General features: G+C 42.5%; 16 protein-coding genes. 9 read left to right on the plus strand and 7 right to left on the minus strand.

Going from position 1 to position 16,669, the window contains the following annotated elements; all coding sequences use genetic code 11:
• Window positions 1–204: 204 nt before the first annotated feature.
• Both purE and IM319_RS19335 read right to left on the minus strand, forming a co-directional pair.
• Window positions 205–738, minus strand: coding sequence for a 5-(carboxyamino)imidazole ribonucleotide mutase (purE, locus tag IM319_RS19330; protein ID WP_286825437.1), 534 nt, complete (start codon window positions 736–738; stop codon window positions 205–207).
• Window positions 739–820: 82 nt separating this feature from the next.
• Complete coding sequence (locus IM319_RS19335) at window positions 821–1,543, minus strand: Uma2 family endonuclease (protein WP_287736611.1); 723 nt, start codon at window positions 1,541–1,543, stop codon at window positions 821–823.
• Window positions 1,544–1,734: 191 nt separating this feature from the next.
• On the opposite strand from IM319_RS19335, the gene IM319_RS19340 reads away from it, so the two are divergent.
• Genes IM319_RS19340 through IM319_RS19350 form a run of 3 tightly spaced genes read left to right on the plus strand, consistent with a single transcriptional unit; the run spans window position 1,735 to window position 4,299 of the window.
• On the plus strand, window positions 1,735–3,528 hold the full coding sequence (locus IM319_RS19340; RefSeq protein WP_287736612.1) for a fatty acyl-AMP ligase: 1,794 nt from the start codon (window positions 1,735–1,737) through the stop codon (window positions 3,526–3,528).
• Between the two features lie 43 nt (window positions 3,529–3,571).
• Window positions 3,572–3,856 (plus strand): hypothetical protein, encoded by a 285-nt coding sequence (locus IM319_RS19345; RefSeq protein ID WP_286825434.1) that lies wholly within the window; start codon window positions 3,572–3,574, stop codon window positions 3,854–3,856.
• Complete coding sequence (locus IM319_RS19350) at window positions 3,853–4,299, plus strand: HNH endonuclease (protein ID WP_287685653.1); 447 nt, start codon at window positions 3,853–3,855, stop codon at window positions 4,297–4,299. The genes IM319_RS19345 and IM319_RS19350 overlap by 4 nt, the downstream gene beginning before the upstream one ends.
• Window positions 4,300–4,464: 165 nt before the next feature.
• Here IM319_RS19350 and lspA read toward each other — a convergent pair whose 3' ends face one another.
• Genes lspA through bioB form a run of 3 tightly spaced genes read right to left on the minus strand, consistent with a single transcriptional unit; the run spans window position 4,465 to window position 6,657 of the window.
• Window positions 4,465–4,929, minus strand: coding sequence for a signal peptidase II (lspA, locus tag IM319_RS19355; protein WP_287736613.1), 465 nt, complete (start codon window positions 4,927–4,929; stop codon window positions 4,465–4,467).
• 11 nt (window positions 4,930–4,940) lie between these two features.
• Entirely contained in the window at window positions 4,941–5,591 is a 651-nt protein-coding gene (locus IM319_RS19360; protein WP_287685655.1) for a biotin transporter BioY, read from the minus strand.
• Window positions 5,563–6,657 (minus strand): biotin synthase BioB, encoded by a 1,095-nt coding sequence (gene bioB / locus IM319_RS19365; RefSeq protein WP_286825431.1) that lies wholly within the window; start codon window positions 6,655–6,657, stop codon window positions 5,563–5,565. The genes IM319_RS19360 and bioB overlap by 29 nt, the downstream gene beginning before the upstream one ends.
• A gap of 133 nt (window positions 6,658–6,790) precedes the next feature.
• On the opposite strand from bioB, the gene rfbC reads away from it, so the two are divergent.
• The 6 genes from rfbC to uvrC all read left to right on the plus strand — a co-directional run bounded on the left by rfbC (window position 6,791) and on the right by uvrC (window position 12,852).
• Window positions 6,791–7,336, plus strand: a complete 546-nt coding sequence (gene rfbC, locus IM319_RS19370; protein WP_104397964.1) for a dTDP-4-dehydrorhamnose 3,5-epimerase — start codon at window positions 6,791–6,793, stop codon at window positions 7,334–7,336.
• Between the two features lie 5 nt (window positions 7,337–7,341).
• On the plus strand, window positions 7,342–8,217 hold the full coding sequence (rfbD, locus tag IM319_RS19375; RefSeq protein WP_287736614.1) for a dTDP-4-dehydrorhamnose reductase: 876 nt from the start codon (window positions 7,342–7,344) through the stop codon (window positions 8,215–8,217).
• A gap of 4 nt (window positions 8,218–8,221) precedes the next feature.
• Entirely contained in the window at window positions 8,222–9,295 is a 1,074-nt protein-coding gene (locus tag IM319_RS19380) for a glucose-1-phosphate thymidylyltransferase (RefSeq protein WP_287736615.1), read from the plus strand.
• 171 nt (window positions 9,296–9,466) lie between these two features.
• The gene (leuB, locus tag IM319_RS19385; protein ID WP_287736616.1) at window positions 9,467–10,552 is read left to right on the plus strand and encodes a 3-isopropylmalate dehydrogenase; all 1,086 of its coding nucleotides are present in this window, start codon (window positions 9,467–9,469) and stop codon (window positions 10,550–10,552) included.
• Between the two features lie 79 nt (window positions 10,553–10,631).
• Window positions 10,632–10,892 carry a hypothetical protein gene (locus IM319_RS19390; protein WP_286825427.1) on the plus strand — a complete coding sequence of 87 codons (261 nt, stop codon included), beginning with the start codon at window positions 10,632–10,634 and terminating at the stop codon, window positions 10,890–10,892.
• 82 nt (window positions 10,893–10,974) lie between these two features.
• The gene (uvrC, locus tag IM319_RS19395; RefSeq protein ID WP_287736617.1) at window positions 10,975–12,852 is read left to right on the plus strand and encodes an excinuclease ABC subunit UvrC; all 1,878 of its coding nucleotides are present in this window, start codon (window positions 10,975–10,977) and stop codon (window positions 12,850–12,852) included.
• Window positions 12,853–13,024: 172 nt separating this feature from the next.
• Here the strand turns inward: uvrC and IM319_RS19400 are convergent, their stop codons facing one another.
• On the minus strand, window positions 13,025–15,820 hold the full coding sequence (locus IM319_RS19400) for a pentapeptide repeat-containing protein (protein WP_287736618.1): 2,796 nt from the start codon (window positions 15,818–15,820) through the stop codon (window positions 13,025–13,027).
• Between the two features lie 150 nt (window positions 15,821–15,970).
• Window positions 15,971–16,255 (minus strand): hypothetical protein, encoded by a 285-nt coding sequence (locus IM319_RS19405; RefSeq protein WP_103111899.1) that lies wholly within the window; start codon window positions 16,253–16,255, stop codon window positions 15,971–15,973.
• Window positions 16,256–16,669 lie beyond the last annotated feature (414 nt).

A 16,669-nucleotide genomic window follows, 5' to 3' on the forward strand; every position in this document is an offset into this window, starting at 1 on the left:
ACAAGAAGGCATAATGGTCAATTTCTGACCACAGGGGATGGTTTTGGGCGATAATATGACGTTCAACTAGCTTCATGTCTTGATTATACCTGATAACGTTCTTAAAATCTATCGGTGGCAAAAGTTACTTATTTTAGTTATCTAGCTACAGAAATGAGTAACTTTAAAAGGTTTTAGGTAGGTTTTTGGTTTCTGTGGTTAACCCTACTTAGGTGAACTCTGCTCTAGATAGTCTTGATAGCCTAGTCGTTGAAGATTGCTTTGTTTTTCGAGGACGGAATCGGTGAGGGATTGACGATAGGCGATAACTTGCTCTAAAAGATCAATATTACCGGTGGCGAGAATTTGAACCGCTAAAAGTCCGGCATTTTTGGCATTACCGATCGCCACCGTGGCCACAGGAATGCCTGCGGGCATCTGTACAATTGAATAGAGAGAGTCTAACCCTTGTAAAGTGCGCGTGACTACGGGAACTCCAATGACGGGTAAGGGGGTTAAAGATGCTACCATTCCGGGTAAATGGGCAGCGCCGCCGGCTCCCGCGATAATCACTTTTATTCCCCTTAAATGAGCGTTTTTGGCGTATTCAAACATTTTTTCGGGGGTACGATGAGCCGAGACAATGGCGACTTCGTGGCTAATCTGAAAAACCTCTAAAACTGCGATCGCTTCTTTCATGGTGGGTAAGTCGGAATCACTGCCCATAATTACACCCACTAGGGGAGCTGCTGTCACCATAACTGCTAGAAAATAATTTTGTTTTTTAATCTTATAGCAGAGTTTGTTATTTTGTCTTCAAACCCTACTGATCAGATTTCCCCTAAATTGTATCGGGATCGATGCCTAATTCTCGTAGTTTTTGGGCCAATTTTTCCTTAGCCTGACGTTCCCTTTCTTTCTCTAAAATAGCCTGTTCTTTCTCTAAAATAGCCTGTTCTTTTGCCTGTCGTTGCTGTAATTCGGCTTCTTGAGGAGTGGGGACTAATTGACCATCGGCGGTAAAATAACGCAGTTTACGGTCAAATATGCCTAAATATAATCCTAACTGTTCACTCCATAAATAACCTTGGTCATTGGGAGAAATGGCTTGATATTGTCCCTCAATTAGTCTAAATCCCTGCAATTCTAAACTATTAGGATCGAACCAAAAATAATTAGGAGTGCGAAAGATATTCTGATAGAGAATTTTCTTGTTATTGCGGTCAATATTGGCCGTAGAATCGGAAAGAATCTCGACAATTATATCTGGATATTTACCCTGTTCTCCCCAAACCACCCAACTTTTGCGGGGACGCTTTTCGGTATCTAAAACCACAAAAAAATCTGGACCACAGAAATCACGCTTTTTTAGTTGTTCCTCGTTGTAGTAGATGGTCAGATTTCCCGAAGCGTAGTAATCACTCCTCTCGCGCCATAATAATTCTAGACAACTAAGGAGAATGATGATCTGTTGCAGGTGTAGATCACTTTCCACGGGTGGTTCATCACTCCATAAATCTGTGGGGGGACAGGTAACTTCTGGGATAATGTCTAGGGCTGTCATGACTTTTTCCCGGTATTTTAGAGTTAATTAATTATAGCTTTTTCTCACTACTTTAGAGATGGTGCTGGGGGATTTTTGCCCCTAACTTAATCCTACACCCTTGACCGATCGCCTTCGGCACTTGCTCCTAGTGTTATCGGCAAATATGTTAAAACTTCTATACAATAGCCCCAATAAGCCCGATAACAACGATGACTGAAACCCTAATTCAATCCGCAACCCTAGTAGAACTCTTACGTTACCGCGCCACGACACAACCGGACGGTCATGCCTACACTTTTCTTATCGATGGTAAAAAAGAAACCCCACCTTTAACCTACAGTGAACTCGATCGCCAAGCAAGAGCGATTGCGGCCTATTTGCAAAAATACCAGGCCCAAGGAGAACGCGCCCTATTACTGTATCCTCAAAGTTTAGAAGTAGTGGCCGCTTTTTGTGGTTGTCTCTACGCGGGAGTGATTGCCATTCCCGTCCCCCCACCGGAATCGGGACGACTTAAGCGCACTTTGCCCCGTTTGCGGGCAATTGTCAAGGATGCTAATGCCACCTTTGCCCTAGTTACCGAAAGTATTCTGACTCTTATTGAAGGTGTGAAGGAAGAATTTCCAGAATTCGACCAAATGAAATGGATTACCACCGAAAGTATTGATATTTCCCTCGCGGACCAATGGCAAGATCCCCAGGTGGATAAATCGGCGCTTGCTTATCTCCAATATACCTCCGGTTCGACTAATATCCCCAAAGGGGTGATGTTAAGTCATTTTAACCTGATGCACCATTGCGGTTACTTGCAAAAAGCTTGTGGTTACGAACCGCATAGCGTTACCCTAACTTGGATGCCCTATTTCCACGATTACGGGTTAGTCGAAGGTATCACCGTCCCCCTCTACAACGGGACACCCTGCTATCTCATGTCTCCCTTTGCTTTTATTAAGCGTCCGATGCAGTGGTTAAAAAATATTACTAAGTACAAAGTTACTCATAGTCAAGCCCCCAACTTCGCCTATGATCTTTGTACTCGCAGGATTAAAGCTGCCGATTTAGCGGAATTAGACCTGAGCAGTTGGCAGGCCGCAGGAAATGCCGCCGAACCGATTAATCCGAAGGTAATGGCCAAATTTGTCGATACTTTTGCAGATTACGGCTTTTCTTGGTCAACTTTCGCCCCTGCCTACGGATTAGCTGAATATACCCTCTTGATTTCCAATAAACCCAAGGGAACCACCCCAATTATCACCGCTTTGGATACAACCGCCTACGAACGCGGTAAAATTGTCCCTGTAGGTTCCGATCGAACCACTGGAGTTAGATACGTCCCCAGTTGTGGTCGTCGCGTCTGTGATACCCGTATAGCTATCGTTAATCCCGATACTTTCACCCTTTGTGCAGCCGATGAAGTGGGCGAAATTTGGGCCAGTGACCCCAGTATGGCCGCTGGATATTGGCAACGGGAAGACGCAACTAAAGAGACTTTTCAAGCTTATCTTGCCGATACAGGAGAAGGACCGTTTTTACGCACCGGAGATTTAGGTTTTCTTCTCGATGGGGAATTACATATCACGGGACGGATTAAGGATTTAATTATTGTCCGTGGCAGTAATCATTATCCCCAAGATTTAGAATGGTCAGTACAGCATCTTAATGAGGTTTTTCGTCCCGATTATGGCGCGGCTTTTTCCATTGAAGATAACGGTGAGGAACAGTTAGTTATTGTCCAGGAATTAGAACGTCGCAGCGGGGCATTAGATACGGCCAAATTAGTTGCCGATATCCGTCAAGAAATCGCCGAAGAACACGAAATTATGACCCATGCCATTGTTTTGGCCAAATCGGGGACAATTCTTAAAACTGCCAGTGGCAAAATTCAACGCCGCGCTATTAAACAGAATTTTCTCAATGGTAATATGAGTATTATCGATGCTTGGTCAGAAAATCCTCAGTTAGTTAGTAAATTCGATCGCTCTAATTCTGAAACAGAAGCATAGTTTTTCGGGTGGGCATTGCTCACCCGATCGAGGATAACTAATCGTGTTAGGATTAAAGTTAGGTATTAAAGGTAAGGAGAAAGTGATGTTAACTCAACTGATGGTCAAGCCCTCTTCTTGGATTGAAAAAGGAATTAAGCTATCGCCAGTAAGGGAAAATTATCTCTTTAAATTCACCGAGGAATTGCAGTGTCGATTGGAGGAACTACGGGAACTAGAAAAAAATTCCCAACTTAATTCTCAAGAGACCGCAGAATTAGCTGGTATTTTAGAGTTAAACGAGATTTTCACGCTCTTAAATGCGCGAATAGTTGCTGAATCTAAATGATTACTATCACAACTCGATTACAAGTCCGAGCAAGAGCCAACTATCTGTGTGAATACTGTCATTCTTCAGAAGAAATTAGTGCCGCATTATTTGAAGTAGATCACATTCAGCCCAAATCTTTAGGAGGTAAAGATGAATTAGCAAACTTAGCTTTAGCTTGCCAAAGATGTAACAGATATCGCTACAATTTTATCAAGGCAATTGATCCGAAAACAGAACAAGAAGTAGAAATATTCAATCCGCGCCAACAGCATTGGCAAGAACATTTTATCTGGACACCAGATGCTTTAAAAATAGTGGGACTTACTCCCATCGCTAGGGCAACTATTGAACGTTTGGACTTAAATGATGACAATCATAATGAAGGTTTTATCGTTAAAGTTCGTCGATTATGGAGCCGGGGAGGTTGGCATCCACCCAGCACCGATAAAAAACAGGAATAATAGCTTATTGTTATCTAGGTAAATGAGCTTCAATTAAGTTTTTTCTAGAGGTCAAAATGATTGTTACTCAACAGGAATTATCTAGATTTCCAAAATATTTAAATGATCAGGACTCCAGGCATATAATACTAAATCCCCAATTTTTTTTGAACAGTCAATATATACTTATGTGCTTAAATTGTGGGGAAAGTTAGAAATTAATAGGCAAATAATCCCGATATTAATAAAGACATCAGCCAGATTAAAAACAGGAAAATTAATCAATCGAAAATCGAGAAAATCCACCACATAACCAAACAAAAAGCGATCGATACCATTGCCGAAAGCTCCTGCTAAAATAAAACCGTAGGCCAATTGTTCCCAACGATTTAAATGCGGTCCAAAGTAAGCAAAAGCCATTAATCCCAAACTAACTAATAAGGATAGCCATTTTAGCCAACCAACACCGCCCCGAAAAGCACTAAAAGCCGCCCCAGTATTAATCACATAGGTAAAATGAAAAACCCCCGGAATAATCGGGAAAGTATCACCAATTTGCTCAAAACTCTGCACGGTTATATACTTAGTTACTTGGTCTAAAATTAGACCAATCACCGCCACTATCCAAAACCAGCGATTCTTTTTTAACATTGGCTGTGGCATCAATAAAATAATAATTTACGGAAGAAAAAGGCAATAATTACCACCACACAAATTACTACTAACTGCCCTAAAAATGGCCAGACTGAATAATTCATAAATAGGGTGGGCAAACTATCGGGAAAGGTGATTTGACTGGCTTGGGGCTGAAAAATCGACAATCCCAGCATATATAATAAACCGCACAGATGAATCACTAACAAACCGGCAAAAGCACTTAAAGCCAGGGTTTCTATCTTGGCGCGCCAGCGAAAAGCCAGCCAACCACACAGCCATGCCCCCGGCATAAAGCCTAAAATATAGCCAAAACTGGCTTCTTTCAGATAACCCATTCCCCCACCCTGGGCAAACACGGGCAACCAAGTTAAACCGAGAAAAATATAGGCCACCTGGGCAAGAAGCCCGGCATTTTTGCCCCCCAGACAGCCCGTTAACAATACTGCCCCAATTTGGTAAGTTATGCCTAGTTTTTGCGAGGATAGACCCGTAGCCGACCAACTAGCTAGGCTTACTGGAACAAATGTACTAAAAATTGTCAGCAACAAACCAATCAAAGCCCAGAGTAACTCATTGGGAACTGATACGGAAGCGCGCCGCGGCGGAGATTCTCGTCCTCGACGTGATTTAGGTTGCCTGTTGGGGTTGGTATTCACCGGGGATGGGGGCTTCTCCTCCTATTAAACTAAGATCAGCCAACATCGCCTGATCCTGTTGGGGGGGTTGTCCTAGAGTGGTCAAATAATGCCCAATTAGCATAGCATTAATTCCCGATTTTAGCCCCAGATTTTGCAATTCTCCCATCACTGCCTCTCGTCCCCCGGCATAACGGAGGATTTGTTGGGGTAAAATAAACCGGAAAATAGCGATCGCTTTTAAGGCAGTAAAGGGGTCCAGTTTGGGTAAATGACCTAGAGGGGTGCCACTTCTGGGGTTTAATAGGTTAATCGGCACTGATTCCACCTCTAATTCCGCTAGGGAAAAAGCTAAATCGATCCTGTCCTGCCAACTTTCGCCCATACCGATAATTCCGCCCGTACAAGCTTGAATTCCCGCCGCTTTCAGGTTTTTTACCGTTTCTACCCGATCCTGCCAACTGTGGGTGGAGACCACGTTAGGGTAAAAATTCTCGGCAGCCTCCAGATTGTGATTATAACGGGTAACTCCGGCTTCTTTTAGGGCCTGCGCTTGGGCAAGGGTTAATTCTCCCAGAGCGCAACAGGGTTTAATCTTGGCCGTTTCGATGATTTCTTGAACTGTGGCCAGTATTTCCTCGAATTCCTTCGATTTGGGGCTATTGTACTTTAATCCCCGTCCTTGACTAACTAAACAGAAGCGTTTGGCCCCCGCGTCGGCTGCCGCTTTCGCATGGCTGACGATTTCCTCGCGACTTTTTAAACCGTAGATAGGCGAATCTTGACCGGGATGGTGGACGGATTGGGAACAAAAACTACAATTTTCCGAACAACTTCCCGATTTTATGTTGATAATGCTACATAAATCCACCGTATTACCACAACAGGCCTGACGAATGCGATCGGCAGCCTCACATAAGCTGAAAATATTTTCCTGACCTTCGATCGCAGTTAAAGCTAAGGCCTCTTGCTGACTGAGTCGATCGCCGGCGATAATCTGATTAGCCCTAGTCTGTAACCAGTTTTTTAAGGCTTCTCCCTCCACGGGGATAGATTGAGTAGCGGTGTGTGTAGAGACTTGTACCACGTCGTTTATGCTCTGACTAAGTTAGGCTCATCTTATCATTATTCAGTTACCGAGGAAAGATTAATAAAAAAATTTAGAAAAAAATACCCTTTTGTGCTAGACTACCCGCAAAAGTTATATTGTCTCCCATTTTATGAAAGTTATTCCGACGGAAATTCCTGATGTTTTAATCATTGAACCGCAAGTTTACGGAGACGATCGAGGTTTTTTCTTGGAGAGTTTTAATCAGAAAGATTTTCGAGAAAAAACTGGTGTTAATACCACTTTTGTCCAGGATAATCACTCTATGTCCTTAAAAAATGTCCTGCGAGGATTGCACTATCAAATCCCCAATCCCCAGGGTAAACTGGTGCGAGTAGTGAGCGGTAGTGTTTTTGATGTGGCAGTGGATGCGCGTAAAAGTTCTCCCACTTTTGGGCAATGGGTAGGCTGTGTTTTAAGTGCGGAAAATAAACGTATTTTCTGGGTTCCCGAAGGTTTTGCCCATGGTTTTCTAGTCCTCTCCGACCGAGCCGAATTTCTCTACAAAACCACTAATTATTATTATCCCCAATACGAAAAAACCATTGCCTGGAATGATGCCGATTTGGGGATTGACTGGCCTCTAGAGACCCCCCCGATTCTCTCCCCTAAAGACCAAGCTGGACAACCCTTTAAATCCGTGGAAGTTTTCCCCTAAGGACGATGAAAAAAGTTTTACTAATTGGTGCTAAAGGTCAAGTGGGACAAGAGTTACAATTAACTTTACCCCAGCTAGGTGAAGTTATTAGTATCGGTCGAGAAGAACTAGATTTAACTAACTCAGAAAAAATCAGCCAGTTAATTAGGGAAATTCACCCCGATTATCTGGTTAATGCCGCCGCTTATACAGCAGTAGATAAGGCAGAAAGTGAACCAGATTTAGCCTATTCTATCAATGCTACAGCCCCGAAAATCATGGCGGAATCTGCCGAGAAAATTAAAGCTAAATTTCTCCATATTTCCACCGATTATGTGTTTGATGGTCGAAAAAATACCCCCTATTTAGAAACCGATCTAACTAATCCTTTAGGGGTTTATGGACAATCAAAGTTAAGGGGAGAAGAGGAGATTAAGACTGTTAATTCTCAGGCAATTATCCTGCGGACTGCTTGGGTTTACGGCAGTTATGGCAAAAGTAATTTTGTCAAAACCATGCTGAGATTAGGTAAAGAAAGAGAGGAGTTAAAAGTAGTTGTTGATCAGGTGGGAAGTCCCACTTGGGCAAAAGATATCGCCGCGGCAATTACTCAGCTTTTAATTAATGCCGATAATCCCGCGGGAATCTATAATTTTAGTAATAGCGGTGTCGCCAGCTGGTTTGATTTAACTAAAGCGATTTTTGAGGAGGCAAAAATAAGCGGTATTCCCTTAAAAATTCAGAGAGTAATTCCCATTACTACTGCTGAATATCCTACCCCGGCGGCGCGTCCGGCCTATTCGGTTCTTTCCGGTCAAAAAATCTCGCAACAATTAGGTTATATTCCTTCCTATTGGCGGGATTCTCTCAAAGCTATGCTCAACCAACTATTTAATCTTTAAAACTATGAAAGCACTAATTTTATCCGGTGGTAAAGGTACGAGGTTACGTCCCCTAACTTATACTGGAGCAAAACAGTTAGTTCCCGTGGCTAATAAACCGATTTTATGGTATGGAATCGAGTCAATTGTCGCCGCAGGAATTACTGATATTGGCATTATTATCAGTCCCGAAACCGGGGAAGAAATTCGTCAGACTACGGGCAATGGTGAACAGTTTGGGGCTAAGATAACTTATATTCGCCAAGATCAACCAGCTGGATTAGCTCACGCGGTTAAAACTGCCCAATCTTTCCTAGCAGATTCCTCCTTTATTATGTACTTGGGTGATAACCTAATCGAGGATGATTTATCGCCCTTTTTAGACTCTTTCCAAAAACAGTCCCTTGCTGCTTTAATTCTCCTGCGAAAAGTATCTAATCCTAGTGCTTTTGGGGTGGCAAAAGTAGATGAAACTGGCAAAGTTTTATACTTAGTCGAAAAACCCAAAGACCCCCCCTCAAATTTAGCTTTGGTAGGGATTTATTTTTTTGCCCCCACCATTCATCAAGCGATCGCATCTATTCAACCTTCGGCCCGGGGTGAGTTAGAAATTACCGACGCTATCCAAGAATTAATCAATCAAAATAAAGCAGTAGAAGCGAATAAACTGCTGGGTTGGTGGTTAGATACGGGGAAAAAAGATGATTTATTAGAAGCCAATCGGATTATCCTCGATACCAGTCTAGAAATCGCTTTGCAGGGAGAAATTGATGCTAATAGTCAGGTGATCGGACGGGTACAAATTGGTCAGGGTAGTAAAATTATTAATAGTACCATTCGCGGCCCTGTCATTATTGGAGAAAATTGTCACATTGAGAATTGTTTTATCGGTCCCTACAGTAGTGTGGCTAATGGAGTAAAATTAATCGATGCCGACATAGAACACAGTGTTATTCTCAAAGATGCCACGATTATTGGCATTCATCAGCGCATAGTTGATAGTGTTATCGGACGACGGGCAAAATTAGAAATTGCCCCCCAACGTCCAAAAGCTTTACGCTTTATGATCGGGGATGATTCCCATGTAGAATTAGTGTAGTTATCGGGGATTAACTGCCCCTTTAATTAATACCGGAAGATCGAGAATTTCCCTAGCTAATTCGGCGGCAGTTTCCCAGTTTTTCTGGCAAAGATTGACATTTTCAGGAGAAAAAAGCCGCCCTAACTATGCTATAATGACAAGGCTGACCTATTTTACCGTTCTAGAACTATGACGCAACAGTATCGCATTACCCTACTACCAGGCGATGGCATCGGGCCGGAAATCCTCGCTGTCACCGTAGAGATACTGAAAGTCATCGGTAAAAAATTTGACCTCCAGTTTGACTTCCAAACCGCTTTAATTGGAGGGGCAGCCATTGATGAAACCGGCAGTCCCCTCCCCGAAGCAACCCTGAGCGCCTGTAAAAATAGTGATGCTGTTCTCTTGGCCGCTATCGGGGGTTATAAATGGGATAATTTGCCCCGGCAGCAAAGGCCAGAAACGGGATTATTAGGCTTAAGATCTGGCTTAGGTCTTTTTGCTAATTTGCGTCCTGCCACCATTTTTCCGCAATTAATCGACGCTTCTAGTCTCAAACGGGAGATTATCGAGGGAGTGGATATCATGGTGGTCCGGGAATTGACCGGGGGTATCTACTTCGGTCAACCGAAGGGGATTTTTGAGACAGAAACGGGAGAAAAACGCGGTTTAAATAGCATGGTTTACTCGGAGTCGGAGGTGGACCGCATCGCTAAGGTAGCCTTTGAAATTGCCCAAAAACGCGGCCATAAACTCTGTTCCGTCGATAAAGCTAATGTTCTTGATGTTTCCCAACTTTGGCGCGACCGGGTGACGAAAATGGCCGCTAATTATCCCGATGTGGAACTTTCCCATCTCTACGTCGATAACGCAGCCATGCAGTTAGTCCGGGCCCCCAAACAATTTGATACTATCGTCACGGGCAATTTATTCGGTGATATTCTCTCCGATGAAGCGGCCATGTTAACCGGTAGTATCGGAATGTTACCCTCCGCTAGTCTAGGGACTGCTGGAGTGGGAGTTTTTGAACCCGTCCACGGTTCGGCCCCGGATATCGCCGGCCAAGATAAAGCCAATCCGATCGCCCAGATTCTCAGCGCTGCTATGATGTTAAAATATGGGCTAAATCAGCCTTTAGCGGCAGCAGCCCTGGAAAAAGCCGTAGAAAAAGTCTTAGAGTTCGGTTATCGTACCGGAGATATTTTCTCGGAAGGTATGACCTTAGTGGGATGCCAAGCTATGGGCCAGGCCATCCTGAAAGTTGTAGAATCCTAACAAAAGTGGCATAATCGGAAATCGTCGTATAACATTGATTTAATAAATATGTCAATTTAATCGTGGGGAGACGACTTATATGGTAGCCCTATCCCAGAACACAGAACAACAGCGTGTCGATATGGAAATCCCAATTTTATTAGATCCTACTGTCTTACGGGCGGCCAGACGCATTTATCGCATCTACTGTACCCTCAATAGCAGAGTTAGTAAACGTCCTTTCGGTGTCGCTATTAACCGCGACAATCATCGGGGCCAATTGATTTTTAACAATAAACCGATTCTTCTCCCCGGAGAATGTTTCGTCCCGATTAAGCAAATCGAATCGGAAGCCTATTAATTTTTGTGAAGATTTGCCCTGAATATCTTGCCAAACGTCAGCTAATACCCACTGGCGTAATTTTTTTGTCTAATATAGAAAGATGTTCGAGAATAATCTTAACTCTACCCTAATCCAAGACCTCGATCGCCTAGAAAATCGTCTTCAGGAAATTCCCCTCGAACCGGGAGTGTACTTCCTGCGCGACCAAAATGGCGAAATTCTCTACATCGGTAAATCCAAAAAACTCCGGTCTAGAGTCCGTTCCTATTTTCGTCCCAGTCAACCCCTCAGTCCCCGCATTGCTTTGATGGTACGACAGGTGACAGAAATTGAATTTATCGTCACCGACACAGAAGCAGAATCTTTGGCCCTGGAAGCTAATCTAATTAAACAACATCAGCCCCATTTTAATACTCTCCTCAAGGACGATAAAAAATATCCATACATTTGTATTACTTGGTCGGAAACCTACCCGCGCATTTTTATTACCCGCAAACGTGGCATAAATAACCAAAAAGACCGTTATTATGGTCCCTACGTCGATACCAGGCTGCTGCGCTACACCCTACACCTAATTAAACGCACTTTTCCCCTGCGTCAACGTCCCCAACCTCTTTTTAAAGACCGTCCCTGTTTAAATTATGATATCGGTCGTTGTCCGGGGGTTTGTCAAAAACTAATTAGTCCCCAAGATTATCGAGAAACCTTGCAGAAAGTGGCGATGATTTTTCAGGGAAGGACGGGAGAATTATTAGACAAATTAGCGGCAAAGATGCTAGAAGCGTCGGAAAACCTAGATTTTGAACAAGCGGCCACGATTAGGGATCAAATTCGCGGATTACAGGCCCTTAATACCGATCAAAAAGTCTCTTTACCCGATGATACCGTATCCCGGGACGCGATCGCTTTAGCTAAAGACGAGCAGCATTGTTGCATACAATTATTTCAAGTGCGTTCCGGTCGTTTGGTGGCACGTTTGGGATTTTTTGCCGATAGTCAGTCAGCAAACGAGGGAGAAATCCTGCAAAAAGTCCTGGAAGAACATTATTTATCGGTGGAAGGGGTGGAAATTCCCAGCGAAATCCTGTTACCCTGCGAATTACCGGAAGGTGAGGTGTTAGCGGGGTGGTTAAGGGAAAAAAAAGGTCGGAAAGTCGAGTTAACTGTTCCCCAACGGCAAAGCAAAGCGGATTTATTAGCTATGGTCGAGAAAAACGCTCTTTATGAGTTAGAAAAGACGAAAAGAAGCGCCGAACGAGATTTACAGTCTTTACAGGATTTAGCGATAATTCTCGATTTACCGGCACTACCCCACCGCATCGAGGGTTATGATATTTCTCATATTCAGGGTTCCAATGCAGTCGCGTCGGGAGTGGTGTTTATCGATGGGGTGGCCGCTAATCAACATTATCGTCACTATAAAATCAAAAATCCCGAGGTTAAAATCGGCCATTCCGATGATTTTGCCAGTTTAGCAGAAGTAATTCGCCGGCGTTTCCGTCGTTATGCCGAAAATCCCGATACTATTGCCAAAAGTGATGATTTTCCCGATTTGGTCATGATTGATGGGGGAAAAGGACAATTATCAGCAGTGGTGACAGTTTTAGGGGAGATGAATTTATTAGAACAGGTAAAAGTTGTTAGTTTAGCTAAACAGAGAGAGGAGATTTTTTTACCGGGGGAATCCTCTCCTTTAGAGACAGATAAGGAACAACCCGGAGTGCAATTATTGCGTCGAGTCAGGGATGAAGCGCACCGCTTTGCTGTTAGCTTTCACCGACAACAAAGGATGCAAAAAAGTCGCCGTTCCCGTTTGGATGAGATACCGGGTTTAGGTTTTAAGCGACAAAAAGATTTATTAGCTCATTTTCATTCTCTGGATTATATTCGCGAAGCTTCCCTAGAACAATTGCAACAGGTGACAGGAATTGGGGAACAATTAGCTAAGGAAATTTATAATTATTTTCATCCTAGGTAGGGATAAGCTGTTGAAGAATATCTAAGGCGGCTCTCTTGGGTTTGGTGGGTAAAATGTATTCTAAGATACATTCTTCCTAGCGAGGGGGTGGAACGAACCACAAAGACACAAAGGACACAAAGACTGATCGATCATATTGTAAGTTAAATTTATCACACAGAACTTAGAAGAGTCACTCGGTTTTAACTTCCGTATCGAGAATCGTCCCTTTGACGTTAGCATCTTTAAAATTAGCCCCTGCAAGATTTGCCCCTGCAAGATTTGCCCCTACAAGATTTGCCCCTTTAAGATTTGCCCCTTTAAGATTTGCCCTTTCAAGATTTGCCCTTTCAAGATTAGCCCCTTCAAGAAATGCCCATTCAAGAAATGCCCCTCTAAGATTTGCCCCTTCAAGATTTGCCCCGTAAAGATTTGCCCGTCCAAGATTTGCCCATTCAAGAAATGCCCCTTCAAGATTTGCCCCTTCAAGATTTGCCCCGTAAAGATTTGCTCCTTCAAGATTTGCTCCTTCAAGATTTGCTCCTTCAAGATTTGCCCCTACAAGATTTGCCCCTTCAAGATTTGCCTCTGCAAAATTTGCCCTTTGAAGATTTGCCCTGTAAAGATCTCGACATATCAACAGACAGTTTTGTAAATCGAGAAAACTGAGGCAATCTAACACAAACATAGGCTTATAATCTATTCTTTGTCCCTGAAGACGGGCCAACCAATTGCCGAAAGCTTCAGGAGAAGGCCATTGAATGGAAGAAATTTCTTTGGTGACTCGCCCACAGGCATTAAATACCGCTAATAAAGCTTCCTCGGCATTGCGTGCCTGTCGCATTTCCTCCTGAAAATTGGGGCGGTTTGTTAAATTCTCCATCGGCATTCCTTTGTCCAAAAGATATTTAATTAAATCACCCAGAGTTTTCTGCCACTGTTTCACTTCATCAGGGGACTGTAATTGCATTTGATTGACAACAAAACTAAAAAGATATTCATCTATTGCCGTCGGTCCGCATAAAGTCGCCCAGGTAATTAAAGCTTGTCTGGGATAGTAGTCATTGTCATAATCATTTTCACTGTCTTGTAATTTCCTATGAATTTGCTTAACTCGGTCAACAATTCTGCGGGCAGTTAAATATTCACCAAAACTTTTATGGGTAAATTCAAAGGTTTTTTCGCTGCCTCGTAAATCGCCACTTTCTCGAAAATAAAAGGCTGTTAAAAGACGGGTAATACTCCCTTGGGAATCGCTTTGAAAACTATCTTGGAAATTTTTTAGGAGATTTTTTAAGCCATTATTTTCACAATGTTCTTTAATCTCTATAACGGTGGTGGTTCTACCATTACCATGCCAACAGGAAAGGGCAATTTCCATTAAAATTAGCACAAAATCTTTTTCTGTAATCCCTTCTATAGCCCGGTGGCCTCGACTATTTTTTTCATAACCTCGCTTATAGACTGCCTTGAGCAAATTTTCATAAATATTATTGAGGTTAGTTTCTTGGGAAAATTGAACCTCGCCTCGTTCAAAAGTGAGAGCAATAAGATAATTTAATAGCGGTTGAGCGGTAATTTCTTGTAAATTTTTCCCCGATAATTCTGGCGGTAATTGTGCATAGTTTTTCCCTTTAGCTTGCCCATACTGTTGCCACCATTGATGACGTTGATCGACTTTTAATAAGTTATCAACATCGCTAAAATTATCGCTTTTATCAACCCAATAGGGTAAAATAGTGATAATTTGCTGAGGTTTTTTAAAATTATTTTTATTGGATTGTACCACCACATCACGCCCACTAATCAACACTTGTAAACGGGTTTTATTTTGATTAAAACTTTTAACCTGTTCTCGTACTTCATTAATAAAATTGTGGGCGACTTCTTGGGCGATTTTTCCCTGCATAGATAGCTCATCTAAGCCATCAAAGATAATTAGTAATTGTAAATCTTGATCGCTAGGTTCTAGGGGATTTTCTGGTAAAAAACCGTCATGTTGAACAAAAGTTTTAACTGCTGTTACTAAATCTGTGGAGAAACTCAAGCGATGCAAGGGAATATATAAAACTTGTTTTTCTAAGCGAGCTTGTTGGGCAGCAAATACTTTACAAAAAGACGATTTTCCACTACCCGGCCCACCGGTCAATAAACGGATAGCATCATCGGATTTTGCCGCTTCTAACCATGTTTCTAACTGCTCTTGGAGTTTGATAACAATGCGTTTAAATGATGGCTCTCGATGGTAGTCTGTGTCTGTGGTGGCTTTTATTTCTTCTTCTTCATAAAATCCCCGTAGAGGTACATAAATTTGCTTTAAACTAAAGGCTTCCCAAAAAATAGGTTCATCGATCTGTTTTTGCAACCAAGCTCGATAATGGAACCAGCCTCTTTCTCGTTTCCAAGCATTGTTAAAAGGAGTGTCGATTTCATCTAAAAGCAGACTGTATTCATCTCGTTTATCTTTCCATTGTTCCTGCAATGCTGAGACAAAATAAGCTGGTAAACGATTACTTAGGCTCTGTGCTTCCTGGGAATTAGTGATTAACTTATTTGTTGTTAACCACTGTAAAAAAGCTGCTTGGACTGGTGCGACTATAGGTAATCTTCCCGGATGCTCAAAAAAATCTCGATCGAGAATTAATTCCTGCTCTTGTAAAGAGTCAGTAATCTGACGGTAAAGTTCTTGTAAAGGCAGCTTTTCAACTTCTTGGGGCAGTAAATCAGCATTACTTTTAAGTAATCCTTTCATCGCTTTCATTAGCGATTGACTTATTAATAAACCCGCTAATTCCCCCGGAGTCCGACTTAAACCAAGAGCATCTAAAACTTCTACTCCATTTTCGGCCAGATCATCCCACTTCACAAATGCCCCGTTAAGAGCGGCTTTTCCCAGGGTACTAAAGAGACTTCTCAGATTGACTTTAACTTGTCGTTTCCAGATATTTTGGGGTTTGGAAACAGGAATTCCATCGGCTGATTCGGACATAGGACAAAGCGATCAATAAAGCTTATGTAGTCTATTATATAAGTAATAATAACCGTTGAGGTGGTTGGGTTTCGCTTTTTCAATCGAACTTGGCCATTTTCGACCCCGTATTGTTTCGTTTAACCCAACCTAGGAGGCCGAAAACCTAGACTAACGCGGAGTAACTTCACTCAACGCTTCTTGCAGCACTTCATCACTTACACCATGACGCTTCAAACTAGCAACAAGAGCAGAAATTGTATCTCCCTCTAGACGCTCCAAATCCGCACGCAGCCCTTGTCCAATGTAAGCACGCATCAAAGGTTGATAACCTGAGAAACCAAGCAACGGTGCAACCCGCTTTAAATCTTCAATCACATCTTCGGGAATACGAATCGTGATTGTAGTCATAGGGCGATTTCTCTCCAGCCGTTTCTTTAATGCCTCAACTTTCATAATACCGTCATTGTTGATCGGGTTAATCCTAGATTTCTCGTCATTCTAAACAAAAGTAATGCCACTGAGGACAAAATAGACATCCATACTTGTAGTATAGGCAGGATGTATTTACATTGTCAATACTTTATTAACACACCCTACGAGGCTCTAGGCTTATTGACAGATAAAAATGGCTCTTCGGTAATTGTTATGCGAATAATTAACTTAAAATAAAATTCGATGAGACTGCCTACGCCTAAAAGTAGCTGAAATCTATACAGGGAGACACTTACGGCACAAATAGGTTAATACCAAAAGATAGACAATTGAGTTAAGATTTGATATAATCGCCAAAAACCCGAGTATTTTACTTATGATGCTTGACAAATTTTTGAACCTAAAAGGAACGTCTATTCAAGGCTATCTACACCT

The sequence above is a fragment of the Microcystis sp. M113S1 genome (assembly GCF_020246945.1).
Taxonomy (GTDB): Bacteria; Cyanobacteriota; Cyanobacteriia; order Cyanobacteriales; family Microcystaceae; genus Microcystis.